This window comes from Flavobacterium sp. SM15, assembly GCF_022012335.1.
GTDB lineage: Bacteria > Bacteroidota > Bacteroidia > Flavobacteriales > Flavobacteriaceae > Flavobacterium.
Window position 1 is genome coordinate 212,211 of record NZ_JAKLTO010000004.1, and the last position, 17,260, is coordinate 229,470.

At 36.9% G+C, this 17,260-nt stretch carries 14 protein-coding genes and 1 pseudogene; 4 read left to right on the plus strand and 11 right to left on the minus strand.

Annotated elements, in window-relative coordinates; genetic code table 11:
• Positions 1-87: 87 nt before the first annotated feature.
• On the plus strand, positions 88-1,449 hold the full coding sequence (locus LZZ90_RS08795) for a T9SS type A sorting domain-containing protein (RefSeq protein ID WP_237790321.1): 1,362 nt from the start codon (positions 88-90) through the stop codon (positions 1,447-1,449).
• Positions 1,450-1,612: 163 nt separating this feature from the next.
• Here LZZ90_RS08795 and LZZ90_RS08800 read toward each other — a convergent pair whose 3' ends face one another.
• Both LZZ90_RS08800 and LZZ90_RS08805 read right to left on the minus strand, forming a co-directional pair.
• A complete protein-coding gene (locus tag LZZ90_RS08800) occupies positions 1,613-2,635 on the minus strand; it encodes a WYL domain-containing protein (RefSeq protein ID WP_237790322.1) in 1,023 nt (340 codons plus the stop codon).
• A 42-nt stretch (positions 2,636-2,677) separates the two neighbouring features.
• Complete coding sequence (locus tag LZZ90_RS08805) at positions 2,678-3,289, minus strand: hypothetical protein (protein WP_237790323.1); 612 nt, start codon at positions 3,287-3,289, stop codon at positions 2,678-2,680.
• A 117-nt stretch (positions 3,290-3,406) separates the two neighbouring features.
• Between LZZ90_RS08805 and LZZ90_RS08810 the strand changes: the two genes are divergently transcribed.
• From LZZ90_RS08810 to LZZ90_RS08820, 3 genes and pseudogenes are all read left to right on the plus strand, one after another.
• Positions 3,407-4,924: a TROVE domain-containing protein gene (locus tag LZZ90_RS08810; protein WP_237790324.1), complete on the plus strand. Its 1,518-nt coding sequence runs from the start codon at positions 3,407-3,409 to the stop codon at positions 4,922-4,924.
• 845 nt (positions 4,925-5,769) lie between these two features.
• Positions 5,770-6,222 (plus strand): annotated as a pseudogene (locus LZZ90_RS08815) (RtcB family protein); the annotation flags it as partial.
• Positions 6,223-6,742: 520 nt separating this feature from the next.
• Positions 6,743-7,585 carry a DUF3825 domain-containing protein gene (locus tag LZZ90_RS08820; protein WP_237790325.1) on the plus strand — a complete coding sequence of 281 codons (843 nt, stop codon included), beginning with the start codon at positions 6,743-6,745 and terminating at the stop codon, positions 7,583-7,585.
• A gap of 196 nt (positions 7,586-7,781) precedes the next feature.
• On the opposite strand, the gene LZZ90_RS08825 is transcribed toward LZZ90_RS08820, so the two are convergent.
• The 9 genes from LZZ90_RS08825 to LZZ90_RS08865 all read right to left on the minus strand — a co-directional run bounded on the left by LZZ90_RS08825 (position 7,782) and on the right by LZZ90_RS08865 (position 17,247).
• Entirely contained in the window at positions 7,782-9,221 is a 1,440-nt protein-coding gene (locus LZZ90_RS08825) for a hypothetical protein (RefSeq protein ID WP_237790326.1), read from the minus strand.
• Positions 9,222-9,315: 94 nt separating this feature from the next.
• Entirely contained in the window at positions 9,316-10,065 is a 750-nt protein-coding gene (locus LZZ90_RS08830; protein WP_237790327.1) for a hypothetical protein, read from the minus strand.
• Between the two features lie 81 nt (positions 10,066-10,146).
• Positions 10,147-10,284: a hypothetical protein gene (locus tag LZZ90_RS08835; RefSeq protein WP_237790328.1), complete on the minus strand. Its 138-nt coding sequence runs from the start codon at positions 10,282-10,284 to the stop codon at positions 10,147-10,149.
• A 258-nt stretch (positions 10,285-10,542) separates the two neighbouring features.
• Entirely contained in the window at positions 10,543-11,112 is a 570-nt protein-coding gene (locus LZZ90_RS08840) for a DUF4256 domain-containing protein (protein WP_237790329.1), read from the minus strand.
• Between the two features lie 89 nt (positions 11,113-11,201).
• Positions 11,202-13,388: a multicopper oxidase domain-containing protein gene (locus LZZ90_RS08845; protein WP_237790330.1), complete on the minus strand. Its 2,187-nt coding sequence runs from the start codon at positions 13,386-13,388 to the stop codon at positions 11,202-11,204.
• Between the two features lie 8 nt (positions 13,389-13,396).
• The gene (locus LZZ90_RS08850) at positions 13,397-13,867 is read right to left on the minus strand and encodes a DUF3347 domain-containing protein (protein WP_237790331.1); all 471 of its coding nucleotides are present in this window, start codon (positions 13,865-13,867) and stop codon (positions 13,397-13,399) included.
• A gap of 6 nt (positions 13,868-13,873) precedes the next feature.
• A complete protein-coding gene (locus LZZ90_RS08855; protein ID WP_237790332.1) occupies positions 13,874-14,092 on the minus strand; it encodes a heavy-metal-associated domain-containing protein in 219 nt (72 codons plus the stop codon).
• Positions 14,093-14,181: 89 nt separating this feature from the next.
• The gene (locus tag LZZ90_RS08860) at positions 14,182-16,605 is read right to left on the minus strand and encodes a heavy metal translocating P-type ATPase (RefSeq protein ID WP_237790333.1); all 2,424 of its coding nucleotides are present in this window, start codon (positions 16,603-16,605) and stop codon (positions 14,182-14,184) included.
• 81 nt (positions 16,606-16,686) lie between these two features.
• Positions 16,687-17,247 (minus strand): AraC family transcriptional regulator, encoded by a 561-nt coding sequence (locus tag LZZ90_RS08865; RefSeq protein WP_237790334.1) that lies wholly within the window; start codon positions 17,245-17,247, stop codon positions 16,687-16,689.
• Positions 17,248-17,260 lie beyond the last annotated feature (13 nt).

Here is a 17,260-nt window from a genome sequence, read left to right on the forward strand (position 1 = left end):
AATAAGTATTAATTATAATTTGTAAATTTGTTTCTTCCTATGGTTGCTTCAAATTTTCCTCATTGTTTAATTTTAAAAATTGTCATCATGAGAAAAATTATCTTTTCCATTACAGTGTTTTTTGTAACATTACTTGCATTTGCCCAAGATGGTTCACTAGATTTAAGTTTTAATACAGATTTTGGTTCAACAGATAAGATAAGTAATGTGTTGTTGCAATCGGATGGCAAAATTCTTGTTTCCGGTAATTTTCAAAACAGTTATCCTGATAAAAAAATTATTCGATTAAACTCTAATGGAAGTTTAGACGATACTTTTAATCCGGAATTTAACAGTACTGATGTTCCTTATATGTCTTCTATACAGATGGATGGCAAAGTTTTGGTTGTTTTGAATAATTCTTCAGAAACTCAAGGATTAGTGATAAGATTAAATGCAGATGGTTCAGTAGACAATAGTTTTCAAACCTTTGCCGGTGCTAATGGTTCAATTAATGTGGTAGTTTCAACCTCAGACAGTAAGATCCTCATTGGGGGAAAATTTTCAACTTATAATGGGAATAATGTTAAAAGCATGGTTAGGCTGAAAAGCAATGGAGAAATTGATTTGAGCTTTAATTATTCTTACTTAGACAATGAAATACACTATATAAAACCATTGAAAAATGAAAAATATTTAGTTATTGTAGACAACCCATCTCTTTTTGGGAACGAAATTTTCCGCATGAATTCAAATGGTACTCCGGATGAAAGTTTTGAAGTTAATAGAATATGCGGATACATTCCTTTTTCCTTGCAATCTGATGAAAAAATCGTTCTCCAGGAATCCTGCATTGATTGGTCATTTGGAGGTCCACCGTATGATATGCTTTATAGATTGAATACAGATGGAAGATTTGATAATACTTTTGCCAGAATAAGTTTTGATTTGCCAAGTAATCTATTTTGGAAAACTTTCAGTGATGACAAAATTTTAGTAAGCGGAATTTTTAATTCATACGGAGGAAATTCTGCAAAAAATATCATGAGATTAAATGTAGATGGTCAATTTGATAGTTCATTCAATGGAGGAAATGGCCCTAATGAAGAAATAACTCATGCAGTAGAACAATCTGACGGGAAAATAATTGTAGCGGGAAATTTTACTTCATATAATGGAATTACAAGGAATCATTTAGCTCGAATTAACAATGTAACGTTATCTGCCAATGAATTTAAAATGAATGAAATTACGTTCTATCCAAATCCGGTAAAGGATGTATTGTATCTTAATATGCCCAATGCTATTTCCGTAAATGAATTTGAAATTTATGATTCTTTAGGAAAAAAAGTTTCAACTAACACGTTAAGCAATAATCAAATCAATGTTGCAGAATTAAGCAATGGAGTATATCTTTTGAAACTTAAAACCGATAATGGTGTCTATTCCAATAAGTTTTTAAAAAACTAAGAAAAACTCCTGAATTAACCGAATGTCTCATTTAACGGACCGGATACTTCAGGAGTTTTTTTATTCAAAAGTTAGGCTAAAAAAACTTAAATTCTCTGAACGCAAAACAAATCCAGTTCTATGGATTTAGGAAGTGCTTTGGTTTTTATCAAGAGCGTCTTTTTTATTCATTTTCTTTTTCATAGCGCAAAACAGCATCATTTAAAATTTTTCTCATTCTGTTTCGAAGTGGCTCCGGACGCAGTACCTCCAGACCATTTCCAAAACCTAACAGTATACGTTCAAATTCATAATTTACAATAAGAAATACGTGAACGATGACGCTTCCATCCTCATTGGTTTTAATTAATCGTTGTGAATGATGTAACGGTTTGGTAATAACATAGGGAGCATTAATACGATCAATCCAAACTTCAATGCGTTGTGGCCGTAACCCTTCGTTTACGGTAACTCCAATTACATTTCGATAAAATTGTTCAGGATTAAAAGTATCTTCAAGATAGGGGATATTGAAATCATAATCAATTGAAATAATTCGGTCTAATGCTAAGTTGGTAATCGGCTGGCTTTGTTTTTTACGGCCTATCAAAAACCAACGATTGTTGAACTCTTTAAGGATGAAAGGATGGAAAATAAATTGCTGTTCCTCTCTGGATTTGAAAGACTTATACGTGATTACCAGAACTACTTTTTTAATAATTGCCTGATAGATTTCGTCTAAGAAATGAAGCCCTTTCAACTTATCGTTTTTGTCCAAATGAATGACCGGTTGCGTATGCGATTTCTCCGCATAGATTTTATCTTCCAATCGTTGAAGGATGTCCGAAACATCGTTAAATAATGAAAAATCTTTAAACTGTTTCAACATGGAAACGGTCTCAGTCAGAATGTTGATATCGGTTTCGGTTAGCGGAATATCCGTAATAGTGTATTCATCGTCTTCGTATTTGTAAAACTTCTTATCATACACCACAATAGGAGCATTGTAGCCCAGCTTCTCACTGCGCATCAATTGAATATCCAACTGAACGGTTCTCTTACTTACCGAAGTTTCTTTTCCTTCGTATTCGTACAAGGCATCGGAACAGGCTTCCATTAAATCCTCCAAAGTCCAGGTTCGGTAATGATTTTGGAGGCATTTGTCGATGGTTTTGTAACGGATCAGTGCGTTTTTGTTTTGAGCCACTTTAGAGTTATGAGTTATAAGTTATGAGTTATGAATTGACTGTTATAACAAATCGATTTCTCTTTGAATATTTGCTATGGCTTGCTGTTCGTATAAATTTTTGAAGGTTTCGGTTTGATAGATGTTCTTGTTTTCCAGAAAGTGCTGTAATGCTTTTTTCCTGCCCGGATTGTACATAAAATCTGGATAGATGCTGTATTCTTTTCGTATCTGTTTGTAATAAATCATATAATCTTCCCATTCTTTAGAAAGAATTTTCAAATCGAAATCAATCAGCCATTTTTCATCTTCGTTATCATGACACAAATGGTCTTTGGTCACCATAATCAGCTTGTAAATCCGGTCTTTGTTTACTGTCGAGTGCTCAGGAAGGAGGGAAACTGCCAATTCAGCACTTTTGGCTTCATTGTCTTTTCGGGAACTGTTGTATACATAATCATGGTAGAAAATCGCATACAAAACTTCATCGGGACATTGAAGCTGATTACGATATTCTTCAAAACAGATAATCATTTCCTTCAAATGTGTCAGGTTGTGATACTGTCTGGATTTATGGGAATAGGCTTTTTCAAGTTCAGTCCATCGTACAATTGCATTTCCTTCTGAAAAGCCATTATTTACAAGTAGTTCCGTGAAAATTTGTTGCAGGTTCATTGTGGTAATTTTACCAAAAATAGCATTCTTTTTTTACTGCGCAAAATAATTGCGTAGTGCTCCATGCATCTTTGTACTGTCAATAAGGAACAAATGTTTAATTAAAAAGTATCCAAGATGAAATTCAATTATTTTAACAAAGTGAAAAATGTAGTAACAAACTATGAAGGTGCAAAGGCATACCGTATGTCTCCGGAAATGGAACTGTATTCAGCTGTGGTAACTTCTGGATTAAACGATGTTACTTATGAAAAAGATGCAACGCGTTTAAAGAGAATCAAAGAATTGATTTTGCAATGCAACCCTGAATTTACAGCCAAGCTTGCCGTTTATGCTCGAAACGAAATGTATATGCGTTCCGTTCCAATGGTTTTGACGGTAGAATTAGCGAAGAATAATTCGGGAAATGCTTTGGTAAACCAAACCGTTCAGAAAGTGATTCAGCGTGCAGATGAAATTACTGAGTTATTGGCTTATTATCAGATGGCTAACAACCGTACTGAAACTAAAAAATTAAACCGTTTGTCAAAACAGATTCAAAAAGGTTTGGCGGAATCGTTCAACCGATTTGATGAATACCAGTTTGCAAAATACAACCGACAGGGAGAAGTAAAATTGCGAGATGCTTTGTTTTTGGTACACCCAAAAGCAAAAGATGAAGCACAACAACAGCTTTTCAACAAAATAGCTGAGAACAATTTGGCAACTCCTTATACTTGGGAAACTGAATTGTCTGAATTAGGTAAATCAGCTTTTAAAAATGAAGCCGCTAAGAAAGAAGCCTTTAAACAAAAATGGGAGGAACTTATCGATAGCAACAAAATGGGATATATGGCGACGATGCGTAACCTTCGTAACCTTATCGAGGCAGAGGTTTCCTTTGCTCATATGGAGAAAGTTTGCCAGTATTTGAGCAATGCCAATGCGGTTGCCAATTCCAAACAATTACCATTCCGTTTTTTAGCGGCGTACCGAGAGATTCGTGTGTTGAAATCCCGTTATGCAACAATGGTATTGGATGCTTTGGAAGATGCGGTTATGTATAGTGCACAGAATATCAAAGGTTTTGACGGTAAGACTTCGGTGGTTATTGCCTGCGACGTTTCGGGTTCGATGCAACAGCCGATTTCTAAAAAAAGTAAAATACAATTGTACGACATCGGTTTGATGTTGGGTATGCTGATGCAATCGCGTTGTAAAAACGTGGTAAGCGGTATGTTTGGTGACAAATGGAAAATCATCAACATGTCCAAGCGAAATGTTCTGGCTAATGTTCAGGAGTTTTACCGACGTGAAGGTGAAGTAGGGTATTCCACCAACGGTTATTTGGTTCTTGAAGACCTTATCAAACGAAAAGAAATCGTTGATAAAGTAATGCTGTTTACCGATGTTCAGATGTGGAACAACCAAGGTACTTTTCATTCTTTTGAAAACTCATGGAAACGTTACAAAGCCATTGCGCCAAACGCTAAATTGTATTTGTTCGATTTGGCAGGTTACGGTCAGGTGCCGTTGGATATCAAGCAGAATGATGTGTATCTGATTGCAGGTTGGTCCGACAAAATATTCGATGTTTTGCAGGCTATGGAAGATAAAAATTCCGCTTTGCAGTACATTAATGCGATAACGTTGTAGTATAAGTGTCGCGAACGCGTTTATTCGCGACACTTTTTAAAGTACGCAAAATAATTGCGCAGAGGAGAAATACCTTTGCTTCATAATAATCAAATACTATTACATAAACAAGTGCCGTAGGTAAGTGTTACTTCGATTAGGCGACGGGGTCGCGGGTTCAAGTCCCGTCTCTTCCACTAAATTTAAAATAAAATGGGAGAGTAGCTCAGTTGGTTAGAGCACGTAAATACATTTATCGTTTGTTGCCTTGTTTTAAAATGGTAGTAAGTCTTTGAAACAATTGAAAACAATACTAAAGAATGCCGTAGTAAAGTGTTACTTCGTCAGCAATTTGGGGAGGAATAGCGAAGTTGTAAAACCAGCAAGGCTATCCGGTTCGACTCCGGCTTCGACATGCCCCGTTTCACTTTACGCTTTTTGCTTCTTTAGGTTTTTATAAGATGCCGTTTATAAGTGTTACTTCGTCCGGTTGATTTTACATAGGTTCGAATCCTATAGAAACATTTATAAGTTATTGCTCTTATGTTTAGAAAGAGTGTCGTGCTGTATAGTTACTTCGTCTTCCAAATGAACTTTACACTATGCAGGTTTGTTACCTCTTTTTTAAAATAACACAGTACGCAAAATAATTGCGCAGGTTGTTTTCAACTTTGTACCATCAAAAAGAAATAACCCGATAACACGGTGGAGGTTATCGGGTTTACCAAAGCAGATTACACATTAGAAAAAATATAATTAATAACCCAACCTGACATTATAAATTGAGTAGTGTCAGGTTCGCAAAAAGAAAAATTATGAATGCACCAATTAACGGAAACGATTTATTAGCCATTGGTTACGAGTCCAGCGAAGCCTTAGGAGCAACCGTTTTGGCAAAAGTGGAAAACCACCACAATTTCGCATGGAAAGAAGTCTGGAACGGAGAAGAAGTAATCGTCCACAGAAAAGGTGCAACTCCAGCCGGTAAAGGCGTAATGGGAATCATTCCCGGAAGCATGACCGCACCCGGTTTTTTAGTGAGAGGAAAAGGCGAGGAAGAAGCCATAAACTCTGCCTCCCACGGCGCCGGACGTCAAATGAGCCGAACACAAGCTATCAAAAACATCACCAAAAACGAGATGCAAACCATTTTGAAAGATCACGGGGTAACCTTAATCGGTGCAGGTTTAGACGAAGCACCAATGGCGTACAAAGACATCAATTTAGTGATGGAATCCCAAAAGGAACTTGTGGATGTCGTGGCGAAGTTTACGCCTAAGATGGTGAGGATGGCGGATGATGGGAGTAGAGAGGATTAGCGGTGGCTGAGCGGAGCCGAAGTCACATATTTCCCTTTGTACTTTGTCTTGATACAAAGTACCAAAAATCAAGACTGGAACGCTCCACCTAAAAAATTAGAACACTTCCTAAATTATCCGAACTCTCCCGATGAAAAATCGGGATCAAACAGCGGATAATTCTTAACGGAAGTGTTCTAATTTTTCTTAACGGTTACGCGTTCTGAGGTCGGGGGGGTGCTTTGATTAACGTTTGGATTTTTAAGTTCGTTTAGTTGATCCGTTCGTTAACTGAGGATCTCTTTCCCTCCAATGACCGAGACTCTTGTTTTCCTCGGTGGCTGAGATTCTCGTTTTCCTCGGTGGCTGAGCGGAGCCAAAGCCACACCACTCATAAACTTTCAAAAATCACTAGAGTTGGTGATTGTGTAAGTAAATTTTTATTTATAGGTTTGCCGTATTGGTAATCTTGCTGTTTGAAATTACATTTGTGTAACATATTTACAAGTTATAAGACATAAAAAACTAAATCCAAGAAAACATGAAATACAAATCACTGAATAAAAGATTTAAAGATCAAAATCAAAGAGAAGTTTTTGCTCATTTTCCATACAATGGACAAGCAGGGGAAACATGGGAAACACCATTTGAAAGATTAACACATATTACAAAAACAGAAGAATGGGGGTTTAAAAGGCAAGAGTTTATCAGTCAATACGAAAGTCAATCATTTCCCATTTTGACGAACTTTTTGAATTATACATTTTTACGTCTTCAGGATGAAAAAAAAATAATGTATTCAAAGGAAAAAGATAAAGCTTGTTTTAATACAGGATTGCAAACTCCACGAGGCAAAGATATATTTGCAACATTCTTTAGAAATAAACAAGCTGAAGAAAGAAATCAACCAGATTGGACACTTTATGCATTTTGCGATTCTTACTCTGAAAAGTTAGAGCCTTTTCATCCTTTACCAGATTTAGCAAAATACATAAATGATGTAAATGATCTCGTATTCAACACTGAATATACTATTGAACCTAATTTAGACCACTTTCTAAAACATAATGAAGATAGACTTCCAGAAGTATTACAAGGAAATTTGAGAATGGCTGAAAATGTAATAAACGGTTCAATACAATCACTAAAAGGGTTAATACAACGAAATTATAAAATCGCTATACCCCATTGGTATGATAATAAAATTCAATTGTTGTTACCGTTGGTTTTAACTAACGATGAAGGAATTGCTGATCTAGCATTGGTCGTTGACAGAGACGATATTAGGAAAATATATAGAGGTAAAACAATTTTGTCTATGGACATGGCTTATATTGATGCAAGATTAATCACTAAACCAGCTGATGAATGGTTGAATCCTTAAATGTAAAACGATGTATAACAGCGTTTTTAAGAAAGGGCTATGCGAATTTATATTTAAAGAGGAGAAAGTGCTTGCACTTTCTCCTCTTTAAATATCTGCAACTAATTTCCTTATCAACTTAAAATTGTTACAACATTAAACTCATTGCTTATCACTACACAAAAAGAATCATTTTTTGTAGGTTGCTTAAATCAAATTATTTCAGTTCTCTGAAAACTTTACCGATTATATATTTGCTTTTTTTGATGAATTTCTCATACCTGGACAATTTCTCGCATTGAGTGATTTCAAGAGTAAAATTACCAAGAGAAAGTTGGAGTTTAATTAAAACTAGTTCTTTTGTTAACCAAGCAATAAAATACGAATCTTCACCTAATTTGCCTAGTTCATTTATTGGTGTTCCATAAAATGAATTAAGTTTTTGGGCAACTGTCTCAATTTCTTTCACAAAGATTCCTACACGATTCGGTGTATCCATCTTTTGCAGTATTACTGATTTTGGGTTATCTATTGGATATGATGCTAAGTTGAAGTAATTCAAAACAAACGATGGAATGTAAAGTGCATTCCTTTCATTAATTTTCAATGTAGGCTCTACTGTTGAAACCCAGAAAAGATAGTCAATTAAATGCTGACCATCTTTAATTTCTGCTGAGTTTTCCTCAACGAAGTCTACATATTCCTTTGGTGTTACTACACGAACATTTAATTTCAAAAGTTCAAAAGAAAGTGCAGCTTTTTCTTTGGTGTTCTTGTCAGCAACAATAAAAATGTCACAGCTTGTAGCATAAGCAATGTGCTCGTAGTCAGTTTCGATATTGTCCAAATGATGCCCTTCTTCAATAATGTCTTGATAAAATCCATGAAAGTCTAATTGCCTCACAAGCGCAATTATTTTGTTGAAAAGGCTCTTTCTATCTTCTCCGATCAAAGTATTTTCAAAAAGTTCCATAAAGTTTGTTTTCTGTAACTTTTGAGCGTTTTCATCCAACGTTTTTAATGGGCTAAATCTCTTATCCTTAATTCTACCACTAACCTTTATATCTTTTTGAAATCCATCACGCCAGTTTGAATAGTTATTGTCTTCGTAAAGGGTGCTAGATATTGTTAACATGTTTTGCATCATATCTTTCATAGAAATAGTTTCTTCTGTACCTAAAAGACTTTTTAAAAGTTCAGAACCCTTTGTATTTGCAATATTCCCTTTTGTCTCATTATTACCAATCGGTAAAAAATTTGGTAACTGAATCTCAAATAATGAATCAAAAATAGAAGAAAACGGACCTAAGGCATCCTTCATTCTATCTACACTAAAACCAAAATCTTCATGCTCATCATACGCTTCTATGTGTTGTTGCATTGATTCTCTTGAGTCTAAAAATTGAAATTCCAATACATCCTTAATTGTGTAAACAACAAACAATGATTTAGAATATTTTTGAAGCTTTTCCAAATATCCATCAATTCCATTTATACCAACTTTTTTATAACTCCTATATAAGTCTTTGAGATGTGCAGGAGAATAAGGAATAATATATTTTGAATCATCTTTCAATATTGTTGTAAGCCTTTTATAGATATCATCATTGTGATCCAATCTACTGAACACATTCCAATCTAAATATACTCTAATCATAACTACTTTCTTTAAAGTAAATTTAACATCTAACGGATTGATTATTAGTTTTTGTAAGTTTATTTATTCACAAATTCAAAAACCCACCAAAAAACTAAACCACCCCAACAACCCCCAACACATTAAACCCATCCTCCTTCAAAGCATACTGCACCCCATTTATCTCCTGATAAAACGTAAGCGATAACAAAAAAAGCTGTGTTCCCGTAATGTTTGGTATGTGGGTAGGTAGAAGGGAAAAGCTTGTAGGAGTAAGGTTCAAAGTGAAATTAACTACAGCGCTGTAAGCTACTTCATGGGCTTGGGTTTCAAAGTCTACAACGCAAACAGCACTTTGAAAACTCACATGGGTGGCTCCGTTTGGATAGCTTATTTGCTTGGCAGGACGTAAGGCTGTTATTGTAATTGCACCCGTTGAGGTATTTAAATCATAGGCTGCGTGTAAAACGGTGTTTAGCAAAGCATTTGCATTAAAATTAAAACCCATCAGCAATTGCTTTCCTTCCGTAGTCGCGATACCTGTTGCTACATTTCGTTTTCCTCTAACTGATAGCGTATCACAATTCTTAATCTGTAATAGTACACTAAGTAATCTGCTGTGTAATTGACTGTCTTTCGCTCTAATAATCAAGGTGCCCAAAGCCTGACGGAGCATTTTGCCACTGCTGCCGCAACTGCCAAATTCACTGTTGTTTTCCCGTGTTCTTATAAAATTAGGTTCATGGTGGATTCGTTCTTTAGAAATCCCGCCTTTTTTCCTAACATAATACGTACCGTCCCTTTTATAAAATATTAAATTATCGAGCGTTCCTTCAATTTTTAAAAAACCGTTTTGTTTAGCCATACAGCAATAAATTTAGGAATTGTATTACAATAATATAACAACAATTTAAGTACTGCAAATTTCAGTTCCGAAAGGAACCGTTTATGCCGAAATAGCCCAAAAAAGCCCTTTTTTCAACCCAATAACAATACGTTCCACTTTAGTATAACCCCAAATTGATTTTCTGTTCTTATCGTTTTCCTTTGGAGTAAAGCCATAGTAAAGCCGTATCAAAGTCATGCTAAAGCCGTATCAAAGCCATGGTAAAGCCGTATTAAAGCCATAGTAAAGTTGAATATAAGTAGTACCCCATCCGATTATTCAACAGCAGAAAGCCATATAATACAGAATACTGCAAGTGTCTTTTTTTTGTACTCACCGTTAAGGTGATTCTGTTTGAATAAAGAAAATAATAAAAGCCCAACAAGTAAAACTAACCTGTCAGGCTTCTGTATTTAGATTTGAAAATTAATGTAAGATGCTAGGAATTAAAATGGATTAAACTCTCAACAATCCTCTAAACCCTCTAACCGCATAATACGACTCTGCACCATTATGGTATAAAAAAGTGGTCTGGTAACGATAATCACAAAATAACGCACCTCCTAGTTTTCTAATAGCCGCAGGAGTTTTTACCCAACTCGATGATTTCAAATCAAAAGGGCCTAATTGTTGCAATTCCCTGTACTGTTCTTCAGTCAGTATTTCAATTCCCATTGCTGTTGCCATGGCTATTGCACTGTTTGCGGGTTTGTGCTCTTTTCTTGATTCTAGCGCTTCTTGGTCGTAGCAAATACTTCTGCGCCCTTTTGGGGTTTCTGCGGAACAATCACAAAAAATATACTCCTTGGTTTTAGCATCGTAACCAATCACATCAGGTTCACCGCCCGAGTTTTCCATTTCATTAAGGGACCATAACTTTTCAGGTTGAGATTCCAGTTTAGACTGCACAGCAGCCCATTCAAGGCCTTGGTGTCGGTTACTGTTTTTTTCAAAGCGGGTTTTTAAAGTTTTTAGTAGTGTTTCGCTTTGTTCCGCTTGTAAAGTTTTTTTGTTGGATTGTGCCATAGTGTTTTTGATTGATTGAGATTAAAATTACAGAATGTAATCCCAAAGCTACAAAAAAGAATACTGAAAACTTAGGGCACAAGAACTTTTTAATAAGTAAACGTTAGTCCTGCACCCCAATCCATATCGCTGTCATAATGGGAGGAAAGCGACCAGTATTTGGTCAGGATGTATTTTGCGCCCACCGTCCATTCTTTGTCGGTATTCCATTTGGCTCTCAATCGCAAGCGCTCCGTTAAAGGGATGTCTTCCCGGGCAATTTCAAAACGGACTTTTCCTTCATGGTCAATACGTCCGTCTGCAACTATAAACCAAGGTAAAGTGTATTGTAAACCCGCAATGGCAGCAGTACGTTTGTTTTTGGTATTTGTTTGGTTAAAAAGATTCGTTTCGGCATCCTCACCCGGACGGTAACGGAAATCAGCACCCACATAAGGGTATAAAAACTGGTTTTTACCAGTAAAACGACCAAACTGTAATGCACTTTCATACCCATATTCTTTTCTGAAACCGGCATGCCATTCCCCTTGAAACATCCATCTTGTGTTGCTGAATCGAATTTCTCCGTCGCTGCTATTGCTTTCTAGGCCGATCTCCGCACCTAAGTAAAAACGACGATCATCGGCATATACTTTTTTCAGGGCTTTTTTCGGATCACCCAACTCAGGATTTACCGGAGAATTTTCATAACTGAAGATTTTCCCCATGCCAGACATCATGTGATACAAAATATGACAATGAAAATACCAATCCCCATAATTTTCCGAAGCATTGAACTCGATGATATTGGTTTCCATCGGCATAATGTCCATCACATTTTTTAAAGGAGAATAGTCTCCATATTGATTTACAATTCTAAAGAAATGCCCGTGCAGGTGCATCGGATGGCGCATCATGGAATTGTTTTTCAGGATAATACGGATGTTTTCGCCTTTTTTGATCAGGATTTTATCGGTTTCGGAAATCGTTTTGTTGTCCATCGTCCAAACATAACGGTTCATGTTTCCGGTGAGTTCAAAAGTAAGTTCCCGAAACGGTTTATCGGATAAAGTCGTTTTGGTTACGGCTTGAAGCATGTTGTAATTCAACGTAACTTTTTCACCGTTTAGTTCATCGTTCATCTCATGGTGTTGATGTTCTTTTTCGGTAGTTTTATCAGATTTACTTCCCGTTACCTCAGGATACATCACCGCATTCATATCCATTTGTTGCAGGCTCATGTTCATGCCCATATCGTTCATTTTTCCGCCAACGGTCATCATGTCGTTCATCATCTTCATGCCTTCAAAATAGTTGAGGCGTTCCATGGGCTGCATCGCTTTCTTTTCTCCATTTCCAAGCCACAAAGAGGTCGAGCCGGTTCGGTCTTCAGAAGTCGCTAAAAACTCATAACTGCCATTTTCAGGAAGTGTGATTTCAATGTCGTACGATTCGGAAACCCCTACAATAAGACGGTCAACTTCAATTGGTTTTACGTCGATTCCGTCACTGGCCACCACGCTCATTTTTCCACCTGAAAATTGCAGCCAGAAGTAGGTGGAAGCACTTCCGTTAATTACCCGCAAACGGATTTTCTCTCCGGGTTTTAAGTCTGTAACCGCTTCTGAAGGCTTGCCGTTGATGAGAAACTTTTCGTAATACACATCGCTAACGTCCATCGCCATCATGCGTTTCCATTCGTTTTTCAGTTTGGTTCCGAATTGCTTTTCTTTTACCGCCTGATAATAATTTTGAGTTGCTCCTTTTTTAATGGCGTACCAATCCGTAGCCTGATGTAACGAACGCTCAATTTGATCTGGGTTTTCATCGCTCCAGTCACTTAACAGAACAACTTTCTCCTTGATTTTAGAAGGTTCTTTTTTATGAATGATGAACGCGCCGTACATTCCAACCTGTTCCTGTAACATCGTGTGGGAATGGTACCAATACGTTCCGTTTTGCACAATTGGAAAACGATACACTGCTTCAGAGTGCGGTTTGATAGGAGCTGTTGTTAAATAAGGAACACCGTCCATTTCATTTGGAAGAATCAATCCGTGCCAGTGCAGGGAAGTTTCATGATGCATGTGGTTGTGAACATGGATTTCGGCGATATCCCCTTCAGTAAATTCAAGTGTAGGAGCAGGAATCTGACCATTGATAGCTATTCCCGGTTTACTTTTTCCGGTAAAATTGACAATAGTGTCTTTGATGTGTAAATCATAACGTTGAACACGCTGTGCATCAGCAGCAAATGAAAAACGTAATAGAATCAGTATCAGGAATAGCTTTTTCATGGTCTGGTTTAGTTAATGGTTTTCTTTACGCTGCCACAAGTAAGCATAGCTTTTCCGTAATAAGGGTTTTTAACAGTGTTGGCATCGTCTAACCAGTTTGCTTTTTTCATGGGACAATACACTACATATAAAGTTTCGGAACCAAATACTTTTTGTTCCGCCAATACGATCATGGAATTTGATAGTTTATCGAAACCGGCTCTAACGTCTTCAATAGATTCGGATTTTCCATAGACTTCTAATCGTGCCGCAATAAATTTCAGCTCTTTTTGAGCAGCATTTCCGGTGGCTTTCGGCAAAATCTGTAAGGCTTCTTTTTGCATTTGGGACATGGCGCTTTTAGCATCGTTCAGATTTGAAGCTACCAAGGCATCTTCGATATCCAAATAACTTTTAAGCATATGATTCCAGTCATTACTTTGTGCTTGTGTTGTCATGAAACCCAGGCAGCTCATCAGTAGTACAAATAGTTTTTTCATGATTATTTATTTTTCAGTTAATGATTCGATTTTGAAACCGGCGCTTTTTACTTGTTCCACTAACGATTTCTCGTCCAGATTGTCTAGGGCGACGGTTAAAATTTTGTCTTTATGCCCGGTGTTCACTTCCCATTGGTTTTCGCCCAAAAGCGGATTTAAAACAGGAGTTATTTTCGAAACACAACCGGAGCAGTTAATATTGGTTTTGAATTGTTTGGTTTTCATTTTCAATAGATTAATGATTATTATTTATACAAAGTTCCGAATTGTAATAACCGTTTATGTTATGTTTTTTTAATTGTCCGTTGTAAGATTTACAGTTTTGAGGTTCGGTATTTTAGCCATAAGCTGTTACTTACCACACTTACGGAACTTAACGCCATTGCTGCACCTGCAATCATTGGGTTTAATAGAAATCCGTTAATCGGGTAGAGTAGGCCGGCTGCAATCGGAATTCCAATTAAATTATAGATGAATGCCCAAAACAGGTTTTGTTTAATGGTTTTTACAGTTTGCTTTGATAGTGAAATGGCTTGCGGTACTTTCAGTAAATCAGAAGAAATAATGGTCATGTGTGCTACATCCATTGCAATATCCGAACCTTTTCCCATGGCGATACTCACATTTGCCTGAGCCAAAGCGGCGCTATCATTGATACCGTCACCAACCATCGCAACAGTTTTTCCTTCCGATTGCAGAACTTTAACATAAGTGAGTTTGTCTTCCGGTAAAACGCTGGCTTTGTATTCCGTTACGCCAACGGTTTTGGCTACAGCTGCTGCTGTAGATTCGTTGTCACCCGTTAGCATTACGACTTCGATATCAAGTGCTTTCAATTGCTTAATGGCTTCGATGGAGGTTTCTTTTATTTTATCGGCTATTGCTAAAACGGCAAGTGTTTTCTGTTGATCTGAAAAGTAAATTAAAGTGTGTCCCAATTCCGCTTGACGGGCAATAAACTCGGAAAAGAAAGCGTCGATTTCAATATTGTTCTCTTTTAGTAGACGTTTATTTCCAGCGAAATAAGTTTGATTGTCAATTTTAGCTTTCACACCGAAGCCGGTAATGCTTTCAAATTCAGTGACTTCTTTGGTGTGCATGCCAGCATAATGTTTAGTAACTGCTTCTGCCAATGGATGTTCCGATTTGGATTCCATCGAAAGTAAAATGCTGTGTAAATGATGGTTTTCTTCTTTCCACAATGTTGCTATAACGGAGGGTTTTCCTTCAGTTAATGTTCCGGTTTTGTCGAAAATAACGGCGTCGATCTTTTTAGCAAGTTCTAAGCTCTCGGCATCTTTAATTAGGATTCCTTTTTCGGCACCTTTGCCCACACCAACCATAATTGCTGTTGGAGTAGCTAAACCCAGCGCACAAGGACAAGCAATTACCAATACGGTTACCATCGCCAAAAGCCCTTGGGTAAAGCCGTTTTCACCTCCTAAAACAATCCATGCGATTAAGGCTAAAATGGATATTCCGATTACGATAGGCACAAAGATTCCGGCAATTTTATCGACTAATTTTTGTACCGGCGCCTTACTGCCTTGTGCATTTTGAACCATCGTAATAATTTGCGACAACAAAGTATCGCTACCTATTTTTTCGGCTTTGTACTGAAAACTTCCTTTTTGGTTTATTGTTCCGGCAAATACTTTATCGTTTTGGTTTTTAGCTACGGGAATCGGTTCACCGGAAATCATGCTTTCATCTACAAAAGAAGTTCCGCTAAAAACGCTTCCGTCTACCGCAATTTTCTCACCGGGTTTTGCCAAAAGAAGATCGCCAATTAAAACCTCGCTTATTTTTATTTCTTCCTGTTGATTGTTTTGGGTTAAACGGGTTACGGTTTTCGGTTGTAATCCGATTAGTTTTTTAATGGCGGATGCAGTATTGCCTTTTGCACGTTCTTCCAAAACTTTTCCCAGCAAAATGAAAGTGATGACGACGGTCGCTGCTTCAAAATATACGTGGGCATGCAGTCCTCGGTTGTGCCAGAATTCCGGATTTAGGGTGTTAAAAGCACTGAAAAGATAAGCAATTCCTGTACTTAAAGCGACCAACGTATCCATATTGGCAGTTCGGTGTTTGGTTTGTTTCCAAGCGTTGATGAAAAAGCTTCTTCCGTACCAAAACAGCACCGGAGTGGATAACGCCCACATGATCCAATTCGCGTAAGGCATATTCATAAAAAACATTCCAATGAGGAAAACCGGAAAGGTAAATAGGGCAGAAGCAATAGTTTTTCTTTTTAAAGTTGCGAATTGTTGCGCCTGATGTTCTGCTAATTCATCTTCTTGATTTTCAGAAGTTTCAATAATGATATCGTAACCAATACTTTGAATGGCTTTTTTGAAATTCTCGAGTTTGGCAATACCGGGAATGTATTCTACAATTGCTGTGGCATTAGCATAATTTACTGCTGCGGAAACGACGCCTTCTTCAAAAGAAAGGATACTTTCCACACTCACGGCGCAGGAAGCACAAGTCATTCCGGTTATGGGAAACGTCTTTTTAATTGTTGTTACATCGTATCCTAAATCACGGATATTTTGGGTAAGTTCGGTCAGTTTGAATTGCTTTGCATCAACTTCAATTTTTGCCTGATTGTTGTTTAGTTCCACTTTATGGGTAAGAATGCCTTTGGTTTTGTCCAGCGCATCATCAACAATTAAAGCACAATGTTCACTGTGAACACCTTCTAGGGGAATACTGATTATTTTTTGGTTGGTTTCCATGGCTGTTGTTATTTGATGATACAAAGTTCGCACAGATAGCAACAGTAAGTATTACACTATTCTTTTGATGCGTTGTAACATTTACAGAAAATCCAGCGGTACTCTTTTTTGCTGTCCGATTGTTTTAAAATGGGAAGGCGTTAAACCGGTTACTTTTTTGAATTGATTGCTTAAATAAGCTACACTGCTATAACCCAATTGATTAGCGATTTCTTTGAGTGAAAGTTCATCGTAAACGATAAGTTCCTTTACTTTTTCTATTTTTTGAAGGATTACATATTTTTCAATGGTTGTGCCTTCCACTTCCGAAAACAGATTACTTAAATAGTTGTATTCATAACCTAATTCTTTTGAAAGAAAGCTGGACAAATTCACTTTAAGCATTTCCTTGTCATGATGAATAAATTGAATAATGTGGTTTTTAATGCGTTCAATTAGTTGCTGTTTTTTATCGTCGATCATCTCAAAACCAATAGATTGCAGCTGATTGGACAGTTTCATTAAGTTAGCGTCACTAAGCTCACTGCTTAATTCAATTTCTCCTAATGCAACATTTTTGTAATCAATTTCAAGATCATTCAGGATGTTTTCCACTGCCATGATGCATCTTTGGCAAACCATGTTTTTTATATAGACTTTCATTGGATTTATTTAG

Excerpts from the sequence above, each read along its gene's own strand:
- LZZ90_RS08795 (WP_237790321.1), top strand. The coding sequence starts at position 88 with ATGAGAAAAATTATCTTTTCCATTACAGTGTTTTTTGTAACATTACTT.
- LZZ90_RS08805 (WP_237790323.1), bottom strand. The coding sequence starts at position 3,289 with ATGAACCTGCAACAAATTTTCACGGAACTACTTGTAAATAATGGCTTT.
- LZZ90_RS08810 (WP_237790324.1), top strand. The coding sequence starts at position 3,407 with ATGAAATTCAATTATTTTAACAAAGTGAAAAATGTAGTAACAAACTAT.
- LZZ90_RS08820 (WP_237790325.1), top strand. The coding sequence starts at position 6,743 with ATGAAATACAAATCACTGAATAAAAGATTTAAAGATCAAAATCAAAGA.
- LZZ90_RS08825 (WP_237790326.1), bottom strand. The coding sequence starts at position 9,221 with ATGATTAGAGTATATTTAGATTGGAATGTGTTCAGTAGATTGGATCAC.
- LZZ90_RS08830 (WP_237790327.1), bottom strand. The coding sequence starts at position 10,065 with ATGGCTAAACAAAACGGTTTTTTAAAAATTGAAGGAACGCTCGATAAT.
- LZZ90_RS08835 (WP_237790328.1), bottom strand. The coding sequence starts at position 10,284 with ATGACTTTGATACGGCTTTACTATGGCTTTACTCCAAAGGAAAACGAT.
- LZZ90_RS08840 (WP_237790329.1), bottom strand. The coding sequence starts at position 11,112 with ATGGCACAATCCAACAAAAAAACTTTACAAGCGGAACAAAGCGAAACA.
- LZZ90_RS08845 (WP_237790330.1), bottom strand. The coding sequence starts at position 13,388 with ATGAAAAAGCTATTCCTGATACTGATTCTATTACGTTTTTCATTTGCT.
- LZZ90_RS08850 (WP_237790331.1), bottom strand. The coding sequence starts at position 13,867 with ATGAAAAAACTATTTGTACTACTGATGAGCTGCCTGGGTTTCATGACA.
- LZZ90_RS08855 (WP_237790332.1), bottom strand. The coding sequence starts at position 14,092 with ATGAAAACCAAACAATTCAAAACCAATATTAACTGCTCCGGTTGTGTT.
- LZZ90_RS08860 (WP_237790333.1), bottom strand. The coding sequence starts at position 16,605 with ATGGAAACCAACCAAAAAATAATCAGTATTCCCCTAGAAGGTGTTCAC.
- LZZ90_RS08865 (WP_237790334.1), bottom strand. The coding sequence starts at position 17,247 with ATGAAAGTCTATATAAAAAACATGGTTTGCCAAAGATGCATCATGGCA.